Consider the following 20,771-nt stretch of genomic DNA (forward strand, 5'->3'; position numbering starts at 1 on the left):
GATTACTTCATTTTTTCCAAGGTGAAAGTTCTTTATATTCCTTTGATTCTTTTACTTCATTCTCTAGTAATAGTTCTTTTACTTTTTCATTTTTTGAAGCTATTGCATAGTACAGAGCATTTTCTTTATTTGGATTTATATAGTGGATATTAGCTTTACGTTCTATAATGGTCTTAACGCATTCTAAACTATTATCTACGGTCTTATCTTTACTCATAGCCATAGCATCATAGAAAAAATCCTTTACAGAGATTGAGCTTCCTCCTACATTTTGGTTTAAACTATTTATATTATCATAAAGTCTTGCGGCGTGCATTAAAGGGCTTATTTTAGAAGTTAATGATGTTTGATTTATATCAGCACCATTATCCAATAAAAATGTTAGCATTTCTACATCTCCTCGTATTGCAGCATGATGTATTGCTCCATATTCATACTCTTTTGAGATATATTTTACATTAACATGGTAGTCCAAAAACATTTTGGCAATGGTAGTATCCTTAACAAATATAAAAGCCTCATGTAACATTTCCTTAGTCACCCAATCCTGATTGATCCATTTTGATAATAACTCAGAAGTATTTGATTTTCTTGATTCGTTTAAAAATAATTTTCTTTTTTGGTCTAATGAAAATTTATCAAAGAATATTGTAGAAATTTTTGGATGATTTGATCTAATTGCCAAATCCAGAACTGTATTGTCATTAATATCTTTAATCGTATCTGTAGCTTTATTTTTTAGAAGTAACTCTACAATATTATCCTGATTAGACTCTACCGCAAGGTGTAATGGTGTTTTATCATACACCAGACTTTTAGTATTTGGATTCGCTCCTTTTTTTAATAGTTTATCAACAAGTACATAGTCGTTTTTTACAATTGCATAATGCATACTTGCATAACCGTTTAAAGAATCTATAATATCCAAATCTATTTCTTTCTCTAATAAATATTCTATTTCTACTTCATTGTCATTAAGTAATGCTATTAATAAAGGAGTATGGCCGCTAGAATCAACTGCATTAAGCTTATATTCTTCCTCAATCAATTTTTTAGAAATTTTGGATGCCTGATGCTCTAAAGCAATGTGAAGAATATTTCTTCCATTAAAAAATTGCAGCGTATCTCTATCTACATCCATAAGGATTTTTTCAAATTGATTTACATTATCTTTTTTAATAATGTTTTCAATACTTTCTGTTGATGGTTTACCACAAGATATTATCGTTATGATTAGAATAAAAATGCAATTGAAACGTACCATTTTTTAATTTTTAAAGTAAAATATTCAAAAAAAAAAGCCAAAACAATAATGAAAATGACCCAAATGCTTATATTCATATTTCACTAACAACATAATATGAATAAAACTGGTAATTCTTAGGTCATTAATGTTTTGGCTTACTAACTAATACTCCCACAAGTAATACGTTAAAAATATTTCTTTTTTAGAATGGTAGAATACGCTAAGTCATATTTGTAGCGATCGAATTAATATTCGTTTGAAGTTTTATTGGCAGATTGATCATAGGCCAAATGTTATTTAAAACTTAATGATAGCCCCCTGTATATTTTTTGCTTTTTTTGTTAAGGTTAGAACTTTTTCTGTTCGTTCTTCCTTTTCTGTTCCAAAATATTTATACATTTCTATGGATAGGCCTACCGGACCATGAATGGTTTGTTGACGATCTGCAAAAAAGTCAATCATAATTGTATATGTCCCTTTTTCTGCTTTTTTAACTATAATTTCTTCGGGACCATAACCATCTGTAATATCTGTATTATATCTTATATTATCAGACTCATCATTACCATAATAAAAATCTTTTCCTGATGGAGTAATAAGATGTAAATCAATATCGGTATCACTGGATGTCCATGTAAGAACAACTCTTAGATCTCCTGAAATTATATACTTGCTTTTTTTGGTATGTTTTTCTTTCTTTAAAATTGAATGATAATCATTGTACAAAGTGTTCATTACCTCTGTATAATCATAAGGGTCATGATTTCTTTCTATCCAATTACCGTCCAGTGCATTCCTTAATATTTCTGCTGCTTTGTTATATTCTTTTAGTAATCCATAGGTTACTGCCAGATCCCGATGTGCAATAGGTTCATCTGGTCTTACTTCTAATATTTTCTGAAACAAAGGTACTGACTCTTTATATTTTCCTATAGAACGCAATTGATACGCCAAAGTTCTGATGTTTTCATGATTATCTAATTGTATCTCGGCTATATTTGACCAAATCTTAGCCGCCAGATCTGGAGCATCTTGGGCAAAGATACTTCCTGCAGCCATATAAAATCCAGCAGGTTGTTTTTCCTGGGCAGTTAAATTCAGATATTTTATATACCGCTTCTCTGGATCATATTTCTTTATTTTTTGTAACGATTCTGGTATATCTGTCCATACTTTTTTAGAAAGCTCGTGTTTGATATGTTTATTAATGTTTATAGGAATTGTAATTCTTTGGTCTTCTACAAAGTCCTTGGTGTATACAAAAATAATTCCGTCATTTCCTAATGTTCCTGCCAATTGTCTTGATGCTTCTCTTGGTATAATTTCTAGAGAAAATACCTCATCCCAATCTAAATAGTTCAATTCGCCTTTTCCTTCTTCCCATTCTATATTAGCAAAATCATCAACTTCGTAATCCACAAAAACCAATGGATTACTCCCTAAAACAATATGGTTATCTTTTTTCTTGATAAACAATTGTTCTTTATATCCAAAAATTTGGTAATCGTCAATATTGGGTGCGCTAACAAGGAAATCATTACCATCTTTATACGTTGCTTTTTTTTCAGAAAAACCAGCAATAACAACTTCTTCCAACATTGCTTCTGATGAAGGCATTATTATACTATGATCACCTATTACAACTTCTTTCTCTACAGTATCAAAACCAATAAAAGAATAATTTAAGACACTTCCAGGAGGTACTTCTAACGAAAAATTTCCATCAAAATCACTCACTGTTCCTATATTCTGACCTTCAACAAATATATTGACTCCTGGTAAAGGTAGACCATCTTCGACTATTCCTGTAACTAAGTAATTATCTCCTTGTTGTATTACTTTAATAGTAATTGTAGCATCTTCTGCTGTTGATTCTTCAAAATTTTGGTCAATTATGGGATCTAATTGCTTTGGTAAACGTAAGGCATCTATTGAATCTAAATATCTTTCTATTTGATCATATTCATCATCCATACGATCATATTTCTTCTCTAAATCCTTCTCTTTTTTATCAAATGTTTCCTCTAGCGTATCTTCTTGATCAGGATATCTCCAAATAAGTAATTCTGATAATGCATCCATTTGATCTTCAAAAGCTTCTAACTTTTCTAATTGCTTCTTTAATCTTGCTAATTTAAGATTATCAGCATATTGTTTTTGCCACTCTTCGTTAGGAGGTATTATTTCATTAGTAATATAGTCTTCAAAAGTTTCTAATACAATTAAAGAAGTGAATTCTGTTAATAGGTGATACTTTAATCCTAAGGATAGTAATTGTTCCTTGTTTTCTTTAGGATATAGACTTAACTCCTTTACTTTTTCAATAGCTAAGAAACGCTTTAGATCGATTATTTTATGATCAATCTCTAGCGGAGTAACAGAAATATTAAGCTTTTTATATTTATCAAACACAGGAGAAGTTGTGACCAACTCGGTTCCTCTAACCACAGATCTAAAATGTGATCTGTCAATTCGAGTGTTCGATTTTGGATAATATTCTATTAATTGCTTTTCTTTATATCCAGAAAAAACTACTGAATTATTCATCAACACAGACAATGCAGCTGTTATAGATTGAAGTTCTAGATTTAAATATACTCCTCCATTGTCTCTGGCAATCACTTTAAGTTTTGCAGGATTATTCGATGCTTGTGATGTAACTGTATATAGAGGTGATACTGCAGATTTAAACGTAATATCACCAAAATTGGTTAAACCGTCACTACACAAAATATACATGTCTGATTCTGGGATTTCGTCTACACAACCATATTGCGTTGCGGCATCATACACGATATCTTTTAAAAGTCGTTCTAGTTTTCTAGTATTTGCATTCCTTACTTTTATTTCTCTTATAGAAGTCACTTCGGTATTAAACAATACTATGCTTATATCAACAGTAGCAATTCGTTTACAAAGTTCTTTTAAAAATAGTATTTCTTTATCTACCAATCCCTTTCTGGATCGAGAATGATCCCACAATACCGTAATACTTTTTGGTACTATGTTTTCGTTTTCTATACTAGGTACTGGAGTACTGTTATAATAAAAATAATCATTCTCATGTTTTTGATAAAAAGTGAACCTTTTTTGTTTTGGAGTCGCAATAATATGAACCTCTTTTGTAGTTGTAGATGTGATAGAAATAAGCTCTTTATTCTTTTTTGTAGTAAACGACTCTACTCCTGACAACTCTAGATTTTCTGTGAATCCAATGAAATCAATTTGTATATCTTTTTTGGCTATTTTTTCTTTAAAATCTAAAGTTAAATCCACCAATAAATTACCACTATCCCAAGTCAATTTATCTAAAACATCTAATCTGATTGTTCTACTTCCTTTTGCTGGAATTGGGTATATTCTTGTTTTAAAATTATTGCCTTCAGTCTTTTCTACCAAACCTGGATCAATATTACGACTTACAATAGTTTCATAAGCGGCTCGTCCTTTTGCCTTATCCACAGCAACAGCCTCTCTAAGTTCTCCATTAATATCTAAAGCATATCCTACTATAGTTTGATGATCTGATAAAGGAAACTGTAGCTCCCCCGACAATTGCCTTTGTGAATGATTAAAAATTTCTATGGTGTATTGTGTTACTCCAATATCTCCCACAACACTCGTATGTATTTTCATCTCTTTAATAGAAAGGCTATCTGCATCCTTAGAGTCTATCAACGTGGTTTGACCACAGATACAAAAAGGAGTAGTAAATATCAAAAGTATAAGTATTCTCATCTTTCTAAAGTATCGTATTTGTTTCAAAACTAACACCATTAGTCTTAAAAAATGGTTCTTATGTATTCTTTTTAGTTTATTGTTCAATTTTAGGAGGAAACACTATAATATGTGAAGCATAATCTTTGTATTTTCTAAATTTTGTGGAAATAAATAATGGTTTTTCCCATTCTTTTTGATACTCCCAAGAAGGAGCTGCCTCCCAATTACACTCCTTTACTATATCAAATCTAGTAATCCAAGTATGCCAACCTTGCTTACTAAACCCCCAACCAAATTCATTTTGTAATAATAGACTATCAATTTGTTTTTGATCATTTTCTATAACAAACATTTTTTGAATGGGAATATCTGGTTGTTTCCAGACATCATATTTTCGTTTCTTTTTAAAATTATTACTTGCAGAAGAATACTCTTCTGAATCCTTAGATATTACCAAAAAAGCAGTCCAATTAAAATATGTTGTAAGTATGTATGCGATACTCCATCCAGCATGTTCTCTCTCTTTCCATATTTTTTTGTGATACTTTTCTAAAATTTCAAATCTTTCAACTCCTAGTCCAGCCTCTAGTCCTTTGACTGCATATATGGTGCAATGCATACTATCTACTTTTATATCATTCTGTTGAGCTTGCATCTTATATCTTTCAAACTCATTTATAGTATCTCCGACTCTGTATCTATTTTTTGCATTGGTTTGCCAAATCGTACCATAATATTTACTAAATGTCTTTTTCACATTAGTAAAATACTCATTCTCTATTGCAGCAATAGCATTAATTGCTTTTGGAGAGTTAAACCCATTGTATCTATTCGATAGTATACTTGGCTGTGTGTGAAATATCGTATCGTTTTTTTGAGTGGCATCTAATGATATTTCATTTACACTATCTTTTACTTGTATTGTATTATGCTCATTTGTTTGAAACGCCAAGTATATCAAAAAAATGATTATGCTCATTAATATAACAAGAACAACAATTAATAGTCTTTTTTTAAGCATATCATCAGAAAGATTTTAGTTTAAAAAAGAAAGGTGTATACATATTAAACTGTATACACCTTCTCGAAAAACATTTCTCCTATTGTTTGAAAATCAAGTCCTTCTTTTGCTACTACCACCAGGACAAGAAATCATATAGTAATCTAAAATTCAGGTAAAATGTATTAATTCATTTGAGCTAATAACTCATCAATCGTTTTTGCCATAACTACACCTGGCAACTTTACAGGGGAACCAATTTGTGCTAAGAAAGTACCTTTTACTTCTCCTGTTTTATAGGTTGTAAAACCAATTCTATATAGTCCTACTGTTAATGCATTAAGAGGATCACTCACTTTACTTTTGTAACGTAAAAGAGAGTTATAAGATCTTCCGCTAGGTTGTTTAGGCATCTCACCGCTATCATCATTTTTTGCTAATGTGTGCCAGTTTGCATTTGCAGCATTACTAATACCAGCCTTAGTAATGATATCTGATCTTTCTAAAGTAATATATGTATCAAAATAATCTCCTGATCCTGCATTAGCATCATAGGTAGCTCCTTTAATAGGATCTTTAACTTTAACCTTTTTTGCTGGAGACATCATACGTAAACCTAATTCTGGTGCCACTGCAGGAATCCAAACATAGATATAATAAAATTTCTTACCATCTCTTACTTCATCTTCTGTATTTACCGCTGCATGTCCTAAATAAGAAACTACATCTGTATAAGGAACTTTAATAGTTTTTGGTCCTATTTTCTTTTCAATAGAACTCCCGAATTTTTTAATTTTTTGAGCTTCTGCTGTAAAAGTACTACCAATAGCAAATGCTAATAATAAGATTGAAATTTTGATTTTCATTTTTAATGTGTTTATTATTATTTGAAGCTAAAGTAGTAGTAGTTAACGATTATCATAAGTGGTAATCCATAATTGGTTTTTATGAATTCATATTCGATATGATTTAACTTTTATTTGCGAATTTGAACATTGTATTTTCTTTTTATCCATAAACTCAAATTATACATTAGAAAACCTACTATTGCTAAAAATTATTTCAAACATCTTACTCCTCAAATTTTATTAATTCTTTTAACTAAGCAATCTTTCTCTAATTTTCATTAGGCTATCATCGATAATTAATTCTCCGTCAACAAAAACTTTTTGTAAAAGTCCTTTACTTTCTTCCTCTCTAGATACTTCATCTTTATAATTGATTCGTCCATTTTCACTAAATAGCTTAATCAAACCTTTAGCTGATTTCTTTGTGCCGTCATCGGTAATCGGGTCTTTAAAAATTTCTCTCCCTTCACCCTTAACTTCTACATAAGTAGCTTTCATTGCAAATCCAAATGTATCTCTTGTATTATACTGATAAGTAAAACTCCCTATTCCTAAAACCACATTTGTTGATGCAAATCCTTTCTCTTTAAGTCGTTCACAAATTTGTGTTGCTCTTTCAATAGTAATACTGTCTCCATAAATTGCTCCTATTTTAGGATTAAGTACTTTATAACCCTGATCATTTATAGTGCCTCCAAATTCATCCCATAGTAATTCTATAACTCCTTTAGAAACTATTGGACTTTCATCTTCACATCCGCAAATGATGTCTACAGGATCTCCAGAATCTGGTCGGATAACCAGTTTACCCTCTCTCCCTAGAATTTCCTCTTTTAGTTGTGGAAGATATTCTGTAAGTACTTTCCATAAATCCCAGGTGTCTGATACCACTGATAAAATTCCCGTAGGATAGGTTTCTAATAATCTTCGGAAGGTTCCGATTTCATCATCTTTACTACCAGCACACATTACACTATGTTCTGTTGCATTTACACTACCGATGACCAGTTCTTTGGTTACATCTGTATTATAAAAAGTTTCAAAAGCTTTAGCTACCGGAAGAGTGTCACTACCTGAAAAAGCAAGGGCATGTCCCATACCACTCAATATAGAAGATTCTGTACCAGACATTCCTCTCATAGAAAAGTCATGTCCTTGCCAAGTCACAAATTCTAAATTCTCTTGATCTGTTTCTGATGCATATTTATTTAATATTTTTCTATATTGCTTTGCTATGGTTGCTGATGTACAAGGCTGCCAGATAATATTAGATAACAAGGTTTCTAAGTAGTTTGTTAACCAGAAAAACTCTGGTTTTGTGTTTACCAAGGTGAACATAGGTACCCGAATAGGTACTTCTGAACCTTCTGGTAATGCTTTGATTTCTATCGGCAAATATCCTAAATCATGTAAATCCTCTATATGAGATGTATTATAATCTACTCCTAAATAATGATCAACATATTTCTTATACTCTGTTACAACATCCTCTTTGGGTTGATCAAAGAAGTCCTGATTAAATCGTTTAATTAAATACTCCTTAATAAGGTATTGTAGTCCAAAAAACACAACATTATCCACTCCTTCTACTCTGCTTTTTCGAGGCGTCCAGTTAGAATATACTAAAGTAGTACCTTCTGGGTATTGCTCTCTATGACCTAATTTATAACCGTCTGTTAATAGTAATGGATTCATTCTTAATATTATTTTGCGTTAATTATACGCAAATATAACTTTTATCTTAGAATTGAAAAAATTTTTAAAAACATTTCTTCTAAAATATATTTATATTTTATTTGTCCCTTACCTTGCTTAAGTAATTTTTAAACACTTTTTGAAAATTGATAAGGTCTATCTTTTCCTTTTTGACCTTATCTCCTTCTTTATATTCTTCATAATATGAATCAATTTCTTTCTCAAAAAATCGTATACCAGCTACTATATCCCCATGATCTCCAGTTTCTAAATATCCTCTATATTTTTCTGGTTCTTTTGGGTAAGTCTCATCACCTCTCTTAGTTTCTGCTATGATAGCATCTATTAAATCTCTAAAAAAAACATCCATCTCATCAGGCTCAAAAACTTCAGGTTTATCAAAAAAAACATTTGTAATATTTATTAGATCGAAAGAGCTTAAATTATCTTGAAAACCACTAGTACCATAGCCATAAGTGCTATTATTTTTATCATACATAAAAAATATACTGCGTTTTGATAAATGGTTCATTTTTCCTATCACAAAATATTTGGAACCTATATATTCATCATTCATGTGATATTGTATCTCCCAATAGTTATCTTTCTTTAATAAGTTTACCTGAAATTTGTTTCCTTCGACGGCCAATGTAGGAGATCCTATAATTATTGTATCATCATTTAGTATCATAGAAGTGCGCTGATAATAATGCATTGCAAATACATCAATATGCAATTCTGTAATTTTTTTATTTTCGATTTTCTTAGAAAAGATAGTAGAGGACACTTCTTCATACTCATATCCATCTATTATTTTACCATTTTCATAAACCGATTTGATATTCAATCTTGGTTTATATTTATTCTTTAGGTACTCATCATGCTCTTCTTCATTCATCTGATATTCCTCAACCTCTTGCGATTCATCAAATGTATCTGCTCCTAATGCCATTTGGTAAACATCTAAGGAATACTGAAATTTTATAACTCCATTCTCATAATAATCAACTCTGGGAAATTCTATATTCCCCTTTGAGAAATACCCTTGATAAGGCTGACCATCTTTATAATAACTTTTATATACTTTCTGGGGTTTCTCTGTTATTAAAAAGGACCTGTTCTCTACAAAGTCATTCATGTTTTGAGCATTGATCGTATTAGACAAGAAGATGCACCATGCTAAAAGTAAAACTATCCTTACTTCACTTTTAATTCTATATCTCAATGGAAATCTAACAATCGTCATCCTTATTTATTTTAAAGGATAAAAATCGTCACTATTTTTAATAAAAACCACCCTGTTTTCAGTTAAAATAAAAGAGATTTAGTTTCGTCCCCTTTCATCAGGATACAAATATGGTAAGGGTTCACTCTGCCAAAATTCTTTGGTATCAATATCCAAAATGGTTAGTTTCCCCTTAAAAGCAGCTCCTGTATCAATATTCCATACGTTGTGTGCTTTTATTGGTGTGTCTTTATTATAATTTGTTGTAGGTGTGTGGCCTATATATATTTCTTTGTAGTAATTAAACCTTTTTGGCTTAGTTAGTATATCTTCTAAAGTTTTTTCTTCAACTTTATCTGCTAATAATGCTGCTTCCCACAAGGTTCTATCCCAATAATAATTTGACTCATACTCTTCATTACCTGCTCCATGCATTGAAGTAAACCCTGCATGTAAAAACAACCTTTCTTTTTCATCTATATAATAATTATGTAGTGTCTCAAAAAACTTTTTATGCGTATTCTTGGATACATATCCTGATTGGATATAGCTGTTTATGGTTTCTTTACCTCCATGTTCCAACCATATTGGATTAGTTACTCCTTTCTCCAACCATAAACCACACCAGAGGTCATGATTCCCTCTTATAAAAACACAAGTATTAGATATTGACAATTCTATTAGTTTTTCAATAGTTTCTGCCGACTCACTCCATCCATCTACATAATCTCCTAGAAAGATTAAAGTATCATTTGACGTTACTTTAGCGCTTTCTAACACTTGAAGTAATGCCTTATACCCACCATGTATATCGCCTATAACGAGTGTTCTTTTCATGATAATTGATACATTATATCTGTTCTTAAGACATATTTTGTTCCTGATATAATTGGTTTTCCTTCATGCCGTAAAGGATGATGAAATAATAATGCATCACCCTGTTTTGGTTCAATAGTCATCCCTTTTTCAAAATAAGTTTCACCTCCTTCGAAGTTATCATTAAGGTATATCAAAAATGAGAAAAAGCTACATTCTTTTTCATTTCTATTATAACTACCATCTCGATGCATCTTGAACCGCTGTCCAATATCATATTTATAAATTCTAAACATCTCATTGAGACCAATGGCTTTATATTTCCCAAAATCTTCTTCTACAAATGGTTGCACTTGCAACCATATCTTTTGAGCAAGTAATTCATCCTTAAATAGGATACGCTTATTATTACGAATTCCTTTTACCATCACCTGTCTACCATCAATATTTACTTTTGCTTCTTCGAATGAGACTTGTTCTCCTTTTTCAATAAAATGAGAACACATTTCTTTAGAAAGGAAATTTTTGACAAGAAATACTTCTGGATGTAGTTCAATTTTTTTCATCACATTATCATTTAAACTCAATATATTCTGGTGCCACAGTATCTGTTAACCAAACTCCATTATCAGATTGAAAAAACTCAATACCGTTTGTATACATTTCTCCTGATCGAACAGTGAGTATAATGGGCTTTCCTCTCCTTGACCCCACCTTTGTTGCTGTTTCTCGTTCTTCACTTAGATGCACATGATGTCTGCTCATCTTAAGCAGTCCTTTTTCTCGAATGGCATCCATAAATTTTGCTACTGTGCCATGATATAGAAACTCTGGAGGTCGAACGGGTTTGTATTCTAAATCTATTTGAATAGAGTGCCCTTGATTAGCTCGTATCCTCGTTTCACCCTCATTAAAAGCAAACCGTTTCTTATCATTGGTTTCAACGATCTCTTTTAAAAGTTTCATATCCAAACTGGGTTGATGCCTTTTTGCTTTACTTAGCAATTCACTCACGTCTGCCCAACCATTTTCATCCAGGTATAGTTTAATCTTACCTGGATTATGCCTAAGTATAAGACTTAAAAATTTACTTATATGTTTATGATTTGTTTTCATGTTCTTTCATTATTTTTTCCAACTCTTCAAAACCGTTAACTACAGTAAACAAATGATGTTCATATTCTGGAATAACAGTTGACTTCAATACTCCTATAATATCATTCCAAACATCTCCTATAAAAAAGACCTCAGGTCTATGTATAGATTTATCTTTGCGAATAATATCTAGTGTTAGGAATACCTCAGACAAGGTGCCTATTCCTCCTTTTTGTACTATAAATACATTTGTATCCTGTATTAATAATTCTAATCGTTGATATAGTTTTTTGGTAACAATCGTTTCTGATAAGAATTCGTTTCCTTTTTCTGAACCTACTTGTTTACATGTTATACCGATTACTTTTCCTCCTTCTATAGCAACTCCATTAGACACTGCTTCCATCATTCCACCATATCCACCATTCTTTACTACATACCCATTCCTGCTTAGTAAAGAACCTATCAAAATAGTTTCTTTATATTCTTTACTCTCTTTATTTTTTCCTGCTCCACCAAAAAGTGTTGCATATTTTATCTTTTTCATTTTACTAATTGATTAGTGTATAGCTCAAAATTTTCTATGTCAAAACAAACAAAATATACTTCCTTGATTGTCTCCTGAGTGACGAATTGTTGGATAGCATTTATAGCTATCTCAGCGGCAATTTCTTTAGGAAACCTATAAATCCCTGTACTAATATTAGGAAATGCAATAGTTTTAACTCCATTATTCAGTGCTAATTGCATAGCATTGATATAACAATTTGCTAATAATTTTTGTTTTTCTTTTCCTCCTTGATTCCAAACTGGACCTACCGTATGAATTACATAATGAGCAGGTAAGTTTCCTGCTGTTGTTATGACTGCTTCACCTACTTTACATTTTCCTTGTTTGGCAATTACTCTTTTACATTCTTCCAGAATCTGCGGTCCTCCTTTTCTATGAATAGCTCCATCTACTCCACTTCCTCCTAATAAAGAAGTATTGGCAGCGTTTACAATTGCATCAACGTTTATGGTTGTAATATCGGCTTGGATTACTTTTAGTTTCATTGCTATTCAAAATCATACACAAAAACATCTATATTTTTTTGTATTAATGTATCTATAATTATTGGTTCTATTTTATCCCATTTTCCTCCCGCAAGACCGCAACCAATTCTTGGCATGTGAATGCTAGCATTAAGTTTTTGAGCTTCCAAACCCACCTTTTCCAAACACTTTTGAACTGCCTCATAACGAATAGGAACTCCTTTACTTCCCGTCTTCATTCCTTGTTGTGCAATCATATTTGCGACATGTAAATAATCAGAGACTTTTATTATTTGAACTGCTCCTAGTTCAAAATCATTTTTTGCTCTATTTCTATGCCATTCTCTATAGGATTTTTCTGGTTCTGACCATCTTTTAGAGATCGCTAGAACAAAACCTTTTCCCCAACCACCAAGGTTATTACACACATGTACAATAATCTTAATTCCTTTTGCCTGAGGTACAGTAGCATCTCCTTTTATATATTTTATCGTTTTCATTTTAACATTAAATACCCATTCAATTCATCATCTTCAAAAGTCAATGGTTTTTCTTTTGGAGTCATTAAATCTTCTAGATTTTGTGATGTTACCAATTTGTATTGTTCTACCACAAATTCAGAAATATCTTCAATTTCCAAAATATCATCTTTGGCATATGATTTCACAAATTCTTTTCGTAAACCAATTTGAATTGCTCTACGTTCTTGTTTTACTCCATAAGGGTCATGATCAGGATCCCATTGTAATCTTACATTTGAATTCTGTACATTTTTCTGCCATACCTCATATGACGAATACAACGTTGGTTTGAACGAGGAATACACTGCATTTTTTAAATAATTCTCAAAAGCTTGTCTCTTAAGATGTATTGCTAGTACCACTTCTTGCCCTTCTTTTGTTCCCCAGCCATTTCTATACATCATCCATAAAAAATTAGGTTTGATCCAGGTCATTCTTTCAAAACTAAATGCTCCTCCAAAAAATTGATTTTGCACAGCAAAATTTCCTATTTCTGGTCGATATGATTGATATACGACAATTTTTTCATCATCATATTGTGCCATAATATGATATCCTTGTTGAGGCCATTCTTTTTTCTGTTCTTTATATTTTTCTAATTGTAATTTCATTTTATTAATTTTTAAAAAGCTTAGACCCTTAATTCATCTCTCACTTCCATTAAGGCAAAACCTAATAAATTTTGTCCTCTCCATAGGTTAGGATTTTGTGCTTTTTCATTGCTTTGTCCCATTCCTATACCCCATATTCGATCTCTCGGACTTGCTTCTACAAGCACTCTTTTCTTTGTATTTAAAAGGAACTCTAACTGATCCTTATGTTGTGAAAACTTATGAAGGTTTCCTTTCTTTACGATTTCGTATTTATGCTTATTCCAAACTACAGGATCAAAGTTTTTTACTTTTCTTCCTAATTGTTTTGCTTCCATAGGATTTGAAGATTTAATAATCTCTTCTAAAATTATTGAATCATCAAATAATCTTGCTTTTTCAGCCATCATCCAGTGCTCTGCTGTTTTATACCGTATAGTATCGACTGTAAATGCTGAAGACCACCATTGACTAAAACAACTTTTACCAATGCTTCCATCTTTATTAGGTGTATGCCCCCAAAAGAATAAATACTTTATACTTTTCCCTTTATTAAATTGTTCTTGTATATTTTGTAATGTATATCTCATTTTAAACTTTTCTTTTCTTTACTTCATTAATCAATTCTTCTAAACTATTTATTATTGGATTACTTTTATCTTAAAACGGGAATTTGCACCACTCCTTCTTCTTCAATATCCCTAAAAGAATTAGTAGTGAATATAGTTTCAAAACATTGACTCAATTCTTCTATACCTTTACTAAAAATTCCATGGCTAATAATTAGACTTAATGTACCTGCATTTTTTTCTTGTAAAGCTTTTGCTAACCCCAAGAACGTACCTCCACCATCACAAATATCATCTACAATAACACAATGCTTTCCTTTTAAATCTTCCTCATAGACTCTAAATCCCGATAGTTGACCTGTTTTTACATCTCGTTTCTTAGAACATTCTATCACTTCAATTCCACCTAAAAACTCCGAGACCTTATAAATCTTTTTTAAAGCACCCCCGTCTGGAGAAACTAATATTACTTCTTCTTTTATATGCTTTAAACATTGTTTCACAAATTCATAATTCTCAATAACTTTCACATTATCTAATAGTGCAGGAGTCACCTCAGAATGTGGATCAAAAACGGTTACCTGATCATATTGTTGAGCATTAATGATATCGGCATACACTTTTACACTTAATGATTCACCAGAGACCATAACCCTATCTTGTCGTGCAGCTGGAAAATATGGAATACATACATTAATCACTTTTATACCCATTCTACGTAAAGCATCTGTTGCAATCATTAATAATCCCAGATCATTAAAAGAATTTATACGATGTGTTATCGTAACGCTATCTTCAATATTCTGTTCCAAAATCTTTATATGCGGTTCACCCCCATTAAAGACAAAAGCTTCAAATTCTATTGATTTACCATATGGTGTAAATGATGGATCTAAATGCAAATATCTCATAATTGTGTTATTTTTACGCAAATTTAAAATAGAAAAATTAATCCACCAAGTATTTTGCGTAAAAATTACAATAAAAAATAAATTATATATTCAGAAGAGGTTTCGAATATGCGAGAATAACATCTAAAAGTTATTTAATATCAAAGAAGAAGCCTTCATCTTTTAATTTAAAATACTGCTTTTTGTTGAATTTAAAAAGGTTAGCCGGTCTACCTCGCCCTTCAGAAACCTTTTCCTCAAGTTCTTCCAGAATACCAAAGCCCAGTATTTTTTTTCTAAAATTCCTGCGATCAATCTGTTTTTCTAAGATTGTCATGTACAGTTTTTCTAAATCAGAAAACAAAAACTTGTTTTCTAATAGATCAAAACCAATAGGCTCATAAGTTAATTTGTTTTGAAGTCTTTCTTTGGCCTTATCAAATATAATTTGATGATCAAAAGCTAACTCTGGAAGTTCTTGTACATTAAACCAAGCAACATCTTTTGCGTCTGTGTCTGCTTTTATCTTATGATGTTCTGGTTTTACCAAAGCAAAATAGGTAATGCTTACCACTCTATTTCTTGGATCACGACCCAGGTTGCCAAATGAATACAATTGCTCCAAATAGTCTATAGTCACATTAGTCTCTTCTTTCAACTCTCGTTCTACAGCTTGTTCCAGGTTTTCATCTTCTAAGACCAGACCTCCTGGTAACGCCCAAGAATTTTTATAAGGTTCTATATTCCTTTTTATCAACAGGACATTAAGTTTTCTATCTTTATATCCAAAGACTACAGCATCAACAGCGACTTTAATATTTTGGCGTATCATAAACGCTAAATTATGAATTTAACTCAAGTTTTAAGGTAATTTTAAATTCAATTTTCTTTATAAAACCCAAATATAAATGCTACAGTCTTGGCATATATAAAACTTTCTATAGTTGGATCATATACAATTGGTGCATCCAATGTTTTCATCATCTCTATAACTCTATATAATTTGGCTTTTGAAATCCCTAATTGACATGCAAAACCTTCTGGTGAACCTGTAGTTTGCAACCGAACAGATTGATCAATCTGTTTTATCAATTCTATATGTTTAATAATAATATTCATAATGATTTTTCACCAATTAGTGTTATAACCAATATAAATTGTTACCCATAAAAAGACAGAGAGCTGTTTTTATTTTTTAAAATCGGTTTTTTAGGCTTTAACCTGAGTAGAAGTATCGATGAATAAAAAATGCGCCAGCTTATTAAAAGACTGACGCATTTTCTTCACACCTACCTATTCACAGAGAATATATCTTTCAATTGTTTTACCATACCGCCATCTCCAGAAACACTAATTTCACCAATTTTGTCTGCAATTTTCTCTACATACTCCATTTCTTTAAGCTTATAAAGCATCTCATTCTCTTCCATAAGTTTTGCTGTATTCAACAAACTACGGGTTGAAGCGGTTTCTTCACGACGTGTAATAATATTGGCCTGAGCTCGTTTTTGAGCCACCAATACCTGATTCATGATATCCTTCATCTCTCCTGTCAAAATCACATCACGAATACCACAGTTCAGGATTTTTACCCCTAGTTTTGTAGCTTCGGTTTTAGTATCTTCAAATACTGCTTGTGCAATACTTTCTTTACGTTCCAAAAGCTCATCCAAAGTATATGTACCTACATAAGCACGTAACACCAATTGCATAGCGATATACAATTGTTTTTCATAGTCCTTATTATCCAACAAAGCCTTTTCAATATGGATAACCTTATATTGCGTATAGAAGTTGATACGAACTGCTGCTTTATCTTTGGTTAACAATTCCTGACCTGCAATCTCTAGTTGTAATTGACGTAAATCTGCTTTAGCTATCTTGATAGAGATATCATTTCTCCAGAAACGGTATGTACCACTTTCTAAAGTTTTGGTATATACGTCATCTACAATCAATACTGCTTTTTCATAAGCAGCTACTTCAAATGCTCTGATATATTTAGTCAATGCATAATGACTAAACAATGATTTATCAATCTTTTCGGTGATATAGATCTTACTTAAATCTGCCTTAGCAAATTCATAATCGATCAATCCCTTCCAGTAGACATAACGACCGGCAGATAAAGTATTTTTGAAATTACCATTCTCATACATGAGCACGATCTCATTATCTTTTACTTCGATTAGATATAGCATGGCCTCCAACTCTTCATCTTGTAGTAAGAGTTCCAGTGCTACTGGTGCTGCAAAAGGTTTGGTTAAATCATATTGTATTACCTTTTCATTAAATCCTAACCAGTGAATTCCTTTGGTTAGTACACGATGATAATCTCCTTTTTTGAAAACTAAACCTACTTTGCCCGCATTAATTCTTACTCTTTTCATTTTTTTACTTTTTAAAACCTGTCTTTCCGACAGGCAGGTTAAACATTCAATAAACGGCAATTCCTGTAACGTAGACCTTGCCTACTTTAATCAAGAACCACGGGTATAGTTCTTTCTCAATGTATATTTTCTAGGCATGCCCTCTTTTGCTTTAGCAATAAGAGGTCGGGCTATTTGCTATATCTTTTTTTACTTCTTACCCTTTTACAATACTTCGATAAGCTCAGTATAACTGCTCAGGGTACGTAATTAAAAAAAGGATGCCGCTTCTATCCCTCATGCGATTCTTTCTTAAAAAAACAGTGAAGGCAAATCGTCTTTCCTGTGCGGAAATATTAGTTTATCATATTTTCCATAACCAGTTTTGAGCAAAGAGAAAAAAGAGTATATGATCTTAAAAAAAATCATATAGTTCTAAAATCTGAATTCAAAAAAGTAGCTATTTCGAATATTAACAATACCAATATTTCAAAGTACATTAGAGATTGTTGATATAGCAAGAGTGCTACAACAACTGATCTGCCATCACGGTTCTTGTCATATCTTGTCCCGATGAAGATCGGGATCTCAGCCTGACAGGCTGGTGATCAGTTTTTAAAAGATGATCAGCTTATCAAGAATGGATTTTTAGTCCATATCCTACATTATGAGTGTAGTGCTCTAACCAAACTGAGCTACAAAGCCTAAAAAAGTGGCCTTGACAGGAATCGAACCTGTGCAAAAATCTGTTGTTCTATCCGCTAAACTATCTGCTTACACAGAGTGGGATTCGAACCCACGACTACAGAGATGTTTATTTTTGGTAATAAACTAACCTTCAAGTCAAGTTGTATATGAAGTGATGATACAAACAATGCAATACCTCATACAATGGTGCTATACAGAAACACTCAACAAGACTCGCTTGATATCTTCAAGAAGCTCAATAAATTTGTTTTTTAGAACACAATGATTTAAAATTGAACTACTTATTAATTTTGATGAACTTTTATTAATGAATTCTATTGATTCATTTATATCATTTAAGATGTTTTGATAATTATACTGTCTTATTATTCTTTCTATATTTTCTTTCGAAAAATCAAAAGCATCTATACCACAACACTCAGCAACACAAAACGTTTGCAGATGCTGCCAGAATTCTTTGTTATTTTCTAAAAACTCATCTATACCACTTATACTTTTTGATTTTCTTAAACTCATATTATTTTCTTTTATGAAAGCCCTGCTACTTTCCCCATATTGCAGCAGGGCGCTACTTCAAACCCTCAATTATACCCCATTAAACATGAGGGTTTGTTTTTAATTACACCACAAAGATGAAATTATACTACGCAGTCTTTTTGCGTAGATCAAAAATCATTTATAAAAAGTGCGATGTCTGTCATTTTTGCTTTTTATCCCCTTGGTTTCCTGAGGATATAAAGCTTTACTCATCGCATTGATGTAATTCGAAGCCCACTTTGATAACACTCTAGTGATCAAAAGCTTCATAGTGTTCATTTTTCTTTTGGTAATAGTAAAGTGAGTTTCCATAATAATTAAATGAATTGGTTATACATTGCTTTAAAAAATTAGTAAGAATAGCAAGACTCGAACTCGCATCTTTGGGTTCGTAACCCAATGTTCTATCCAATTGAACTATATTCCTTTTTAGATGTGCTCCAGGACTCGAACCTTGTTCCTCCCTTTTACACTGGAGTGCTTTACCTGATAAGCTAGAGACACCATTTTGTACTCTGTAGGGGATCGAACCCATATTTCCTCATAGAAAGTGAGACGTACTAACCAATTATACGAACAGAGCCATTTGTCTAGAGAGCAGGACTAGAATACTGAAACAAGTTCAGTACAAGCTCTACAACCTCCCGCGTCCAAGTCGAGTAAACTACCATTGTTATATCTCTAGTTTTGCAGTACCGACAGGATTCCCTTCGACTGGGCTCAGGGTAAACTTCTCACCCCTGGTTCTCCTTTGCTGTACCGACGGGATTCCCTTCGACTGGGCTCAGGATAAACTTCTCACCCCTGGTTCTGCTTTGCAGTACCGACGGGATTCGAACCCGCGACCTTCCGAGAGACAGTCGGGTGCACTAGCCATTGTGCTACGGTACTAAATAGTGGAAGTAGTAGGACTCGAACCTACAAGCTCTGAAGAGACCAGATTTACAGTCTGGAGAGCCAACCAATTGCTCAATACTTCCATAGTTTTTGAGACAAGGATGAGATTGCTACGCTTTCTCATCAAGTCACAAAGTGGATTTTCACAGCATTCAAATAAGTTTGATGCTATTCCAATCATTGAGACAAGGATGAGATTCGAACTCATAAAAAACAGATTTGCAGTCTGCAGCCTTAACCATTCAGCCACCTTGTCGTTGCGATACTGGCAGGATTCGAATACCGGATCAAGTCCGGCACAGGCCCTACTATTTTATGAATAACAGCTCATCAGCGCTAACCATTAAGCTATAGTATCTTTATTGCGGAGAGTAAAGGATTACTCATCGGTTGCTACTTTATATTTTGGTATTCGTGAATGCGAAGCATTTCTAACCTTCATCACGTTCTAGACGTGAACTCGCTTAGCAGGCGAGCGTAACAAAGCCAGTATTTACTCTACGCTCTATAGCGGAAGGAGTGGGAATCGAACCCACACGAGTCGTTATCTCCTAACAGTTTTCAAGACTGCGGCCACCACCTATTGGCTTGTCCTTCCGTAAAATTGACGTACATTTTTTAAGTCCCAAATCAAGTTTGGGACAGCTACACGTCAATGTGTTTAGTTTTCAATATGTCAATGAACTAATCCTTAGTTCCTTTTTCAAAATTCAGTTGTTTAGAAACATTAGATTCTTTTAGAAATAAGTTTCCGATATTCATCGGAATGAATTCAACTATTTTCTTTTCCGATTCAAAAAAATTAATCTTCAAAAAAAGTTTCATCCAAAAAAAAGACGCCTTGTTCGGGCGTCTTCTTATATATTTTGGTATATGTATATGTTATATTCTTATACACATCCTTTCTATAAAATAGACACCTTTTATGTTCACATCAGAACAATATTCTCTTTGTTTGGTAAAGAGGCGGTTTATCGTATGTTGTGAATTACTCGGAATCATTTTTATAT

The 20,771-nt window shown here is 32.3% G+C and carries 19 protein-coding genes and 5 tRNA genes; all 24 read right to left on the reverse strand.

What is annotated here, in order from left to right:
• Positions 1-7 precede the first annotated feature (7 nt).
• The 24 genes from PQF96_RS00515 to PQF96_RS00630 all read right to left on the reverse strand — a co-directional run bounded on the left by PQF96_RS00515 (position 8) and on the right by PQF96_RS00630 (position 20,359).
• Positions 8-1,264: an ankyrin repeat domain-containing protein gene (locus PQF96_RS00515; RefSeq protein WP_271764726.1), complete on the reverse strand. Its 1,257-nt coding sequence runs from the start codon at positions 1,262-1,264 to the stop codon at positions 8-10.
• Between the two features lie 279 nt (positions 1,265-1,543).
• On the reverse strand, positions 1,544-4,984 hold the full coding sequence (locus PQF96_RS00520; RefSeq protein WP_271764727.1) for a VIT domain-containing protein: 3,441 nt from the start codon (positions 4,982-4,984) through the stop codon (positions 1,544-1,546).
• A gap of 76 nt (positions 4,985-5,060) precedes the next feature.
• Positions 5,061-5,945: a hypothetical protein gene (locus PQF96_RS00525; RefSeq protein WP_271764728.1), complete on the reverse strand. Its 885-nt coding sequence runs from the start codon at positions 5,943-5,945 to the stop codon at positions 5,061-5,063.
• 206 nt (positions 5,946-6,151) lie between these two features.
• Positions 6,152-6,832: a LipL32 family surface lipoprotein gene (locus PQF96_RS00530; RefSeq protein ID WP_109436663.1), complete on the reverse strand. Its 681-nt coding sequence runs from the start codon at positions 6,830-6,832 to the stop codon at positions 6,152-6,154.
• Between the two features lie 231 nt (positions 6,833-7,063).
• On the reverse strand, positions 7,064-8,509 hold the full coding sequence (locus PQF96_RS00535; protein ID WP_271764729.1) for a nicotinate phosphoribosyltransferase: 1,446 nt from the start codon (positions 8,507-8,509) through the stop codon (positions 7,064-7,066).
• 97 nt (positions 8,510-8,606) lie between these two features.
• Positions 8,607-9,755, reverse strand: a complete 1,149-nt coding sequence (locus PQF96_RS00540) for a hypothetical protein (protein ID WP_271764730.1) — start codon at positions 9,753-9,755, stop codon at positions 8,607-8,609.
• 78 nt (positions 9,756-9,833) lie between these two features.
• The gene (locus PQF96_RS00545) at positions 9,834-10,571 is read right to left on the reverse strand and encodes a metallophosphoesterase family protein (protein WP_271764731.1); all 738 of its coding nucleotides are present in this window, start codon (positions 10,569-10,571) and stop codon (positions 9,834-9,836) included.
• Complete coding sequence (locus tag PQF96_RS00550; RefSeq protein WP_109436706.1) at positions 10,568-11,116, reverse strand: prolyl hydroxylase family protein; 549 nt, start codon at positions 11,114-11,116, stop codon at positions 10,568-10,570. Before PQF96_RS00550 ends, PQF96_RS00545 begins: the two co-directional genes overlap by 4 nt.
• Positions 11,117-11,123: 7 nt before the next feature.
• On the reverse strand, positions 11,124-11,666 hold the full coding sequence (locus PQF96_RS00555; RefSeq protein ID WP_271764732.1) for an RNA 2'-phosphotransferase: 543 nt from the start codon (positions 11,664-11,666) through the stop codon (positions 11,124-11,126).
• Positions 11,650-12,192: an LOG family protein gene (locus PQF96_RS00560; RefSeq protein WP_271764733.1), complete on the reverse strand. Its 543-nt coding sequence runs from the start codon at positions 12,190-12,192 to the stop codon at positions 11,650-11,652. The genes PQF96_RS00555 and PQF96_RS00560 overlap by 17 nt, the downstream gene beginning before the upstream one ends.
• Entirely contained in the window at positions 12,189-12,701 is a 513-nt protein-coding gene (locus PQF96_RS00565) for an O-acetyl-ADP-ribose deacetylase (RefSeq protein WP_271764734.1), read from the reverse strand. Before PQF96_RS00565 ends, PQF96_RS00560 begins: the two co-directional genes overlap by 4 nt.
• A 2-nt stretch (positions 12,702-12,703) precedes the next feature.
• Complete coding sequence (locus tag PQF96_RS00570) at positions 12,704-13,180, reverse strand: macro domain-containing protein (protein WP_271764735.1); 477 nt, start codon at positions 13,178-13,180, stop codon at positions 12,704-12,706.
• On the reverse strand, positions 13,177-13,812 hold the full coding sequence (locus tag PQF96_RS00575; protein ID WP_271764736.1) for a DUF4291 domain-containing protein: 636 nt from the start codon (positions 13,810-13,812) through the stop codon (positions 13,177-13,179). Before PQF96_RS00575 ends, PQF96_RS00570 begins: the two co-directional genes overlap by 4 nt.
• 20 nt (positions 13,813-13,832) lie before the next feature.
• Entirely contained in the window at positions 13,833-14,381 is a 549-nt protein-coding gene (locus tag PQF96_RS00580) for an NADAR family protein (protein ID WP_271764737.1), read from the reverse strand.
• A 65-nt stretch (positions 14,382-14,446) separates the two neighbouring features.
• Positions 14,447-15,271, reverse strand: coding sequence for a ribose-phosphate diphosphokinase (gene prs, locus PQF96_RS00585; protein WP_271764738.1), 825 nt, complete (start codon positions 15,269-15,271; stop codon positions 14,447-14,449).
• A gap of 130 nt (positions 15,272-15,401) precedes the next feature.
• Positions 15,402-16,082 carry an NUDIX hydrolase gene (locus PQF96_RS00590; protein ID WP_109436652.1) on the reverse strand — a complete coding sequence of 227 codons (681 nt, stop codon included), beginning with the start codon at positions 16,080-16,082 and terminating at the stop codon, positions 15,402-15,404.
• Positions 16,083-16,129: 47 nt separating this feature from the next.
• Entirely contained in the window at positions 16,130-16,369 is a 240-nt protein-coding gene (locus PQF96_RS00595) for a hypothetical protein (RefSeq protein ID WP_143918603.1), read from the reverse strand.
• Between the two features lie 170 nt (positions 16,370-16,539).
• Positions 16,540-17,640: a slipin family protein gene (locus tag PQF96_RS00600; RefSeq protein ID WP_143917228.1), complete on the reverse strand. Its 1,101-nt coding sequence runs from the start codon at positions 17,638-17,640 to the stop codon at positions 16,540-16,542.
• Positions 17,641-18,516: 876 nt separating this feature from the next.
• The gene (locus tag PQF96_RS00605) at positions 18,517-18,843 is read right to left on the reverse strand and encodes a DUF6331 family protein (protein ID WP_143917227.1); all 327 of its coding nucleotides are present in this window, start codon (positions 18,841-18,843) and stop codon (positions 18,517-18,519) included.
• A 375-nt stretch (positions 18,844-19,218) separates the two neighbouring features.
• Positions 19,219-19,291 (reverse strand) — tRNA-Arg (locus PQF96_RS00610).
• A 391-nt stretch (positions 19,292-19,682) separates the two neighbouring features.
• Positions 19,683-19,755, reverse strand: a tRNA-Asp gene (locus tag PQF96_RS00615).
• Between the two features lie 6 nt (positions 19,756-19,761).
• Positions 19,762-19,844, reverse strand: a tRNA-Tyr gene (locus PQF96_RS00620).
• A gap of 100 nt (positions 19,845-19,944) precedes the next feature.
• A tRNA-Cys gene (locus PQF96_RS00625) sits at positions 19,945-20,017 on the reverse strand.
• A gap of 255 nt (positions 20,018-20,272) precedes the next feature.
• Positions 20,273-20,359, reverse strand: a tRNA-Ser gene (locus PQF96_RS00630).
• Between the last annotated feature and the right edge of the window lie 412 nt (positions 20,360-20,771).

The sequence above is a fragment of the Aquimarina algiphila genome (assembly GCF_947494415.1).
Lineage (GTDB): Bacteria > Bacteroidota > Bacteroidia > Flavobacteriales > Flavobacteriaceae > Aquimarina > Aquimarina algiphila.

What these genes read in the sequence shown, in the direction of transcription:
- PQF96_RS00515 (WP_271764726.1), bottom strand. Translation starts at nt 1,264, where the DNA reads ATGGTACGTTTCAATTGCATTTTTATTCTAATCATAACGATAATATCT.
- PQF96_RS00520 (WP_271764727.1), bottom strand. Translation starts at nt 4,984, where the DNA reads ATGAGAATACTTATACTTTTGATATTTACTACTCCTTTTTGTATCTGT.
- PQF96_RS00525 (WP_271764728.1), bottom strand. Translation starts at nt 5,945, where the DNA reads ATGAGCATAATCATTTTTTTGATATACTTGGCGTTTCAAACAAATGAG.
- PQF96_RS00530 (WP_109436663.1), bottom strand. Translation starts at nt 6,832, where the DNA reads ATGAAAATCAAAATTTCAATCTTATTATTAGCATTTGCTATTGGTAGT.
- PQF96_RS00535 (WP_271764729.1), bottom strand. Translation starts at nt 8,509, where the DNA reads ATGAATCCATTACTATTAACAGACGGTTATAAATTAGGTCATAGAGAG.
- PQF96_RS00540 (WP_271764730.1), bottom strand. Translation starts at nt 9,755, where the DNA reads ATGACGATTGTTAGATTTCCATTGAGATATAGAATTAAAAGTGAAGTA.
- PQF96_RS00545 (WP_271764731.1), bottom strand. Translation starts at nt 10,571, where the DNA reads ATGAAAAGAACACTCGTTATAGGCGATATACATGGTGGGTATAAGGCA.
- PQF96_RS00550 (WP_109436706.1), bottom strand. Translation starts at nt 11,116, where the DNA reads ATGAAAAAAATTGAACTACATCCAGAAGTATTTCTTGTCAAAAATTTC.
- PQF96_RS00555 (WP_271764732.1), bottom strand. Translation starts at nt 11,666, where the DNA reads ATGAAAACAAATCATAAACATATAAGTAAATTTTTAAGTCTTATACTT.
- PQF96_RS00560 (WP_271764733.1), bottom strand. Translation starts at nt 12,192, where the DNA reads ATGAAAAAGATAAAATATGCAACACTTTTTGGTGGAGCAGGAAAAAAT.
- PQF96_RS00565 (WP_271764734.1), bottom strand. Translation starts at nt 12,701, where the DNA reads ATGAAACTAAAAGTAATCCAAGCCGATATTACAACCATAAACGTTGAT.
- PQF96_RS00570 (WP_271764735.1), bottom strand. Translation starts at nt 13,180, where the DNA reads ATGAAAACGATAAAATATATAAAAGGAGATGCTACTGTACCTCAGGCA.
- PQF96_RS00575 (WP_271764736.1), bottom strand. Translation starts at nt 13,812, where the DNA reads ATGAAATTACAATTAGAAAAATATAAAGAACAGAAAAAAGAATGGCCT.
- PQF96_RS00580 (WP_271764737.1), bottom strand. Translation starts at nt 14,381, where the DNA reads ATGAGATATACATTACAAAATATACAAGAACAATTTAATAAAGGGAAA.
- prs (WP_271764738.1), bottom strand. Translation starts at nt 15,271, where the DNA reads ATGAGATATTTGCATTTAGATCCATCATTTACACCATATGGTAAATCA.
- PQF96_RS00590 (WP_109436652.1), bottom strand. Translation starts at nt 16,082, where the DNA reads ATGATACGCCAAAATATTAAAGTCGCTGTTGATGCTGTAGTCTTTGGA.
- PQF96_RS00595 (WP_143918603.1), bottom strand. Translation starts at nt 16,369, where the DNA reads ATGAATATTATTATTAAACATATAGAATTGATAAAACAGATTGATCAA.
- PQF96_RS00600 (WP_143917228.1), bottom strand. Translation starts at nt 17,640, where the DNA reads ATGAAAAGAGTAAGAATTAATGCGGGCAAAGTAGGTTTAGTTTTCAAA.
- PQF96_RS00605 (WP_143917227.1), bottom strand. Translation starts at nt 18,843, where the DNA reads ATGAGTTTAAGAAAATCAAAAAGTATAAGTGGTATAGATGAGTTTTTA.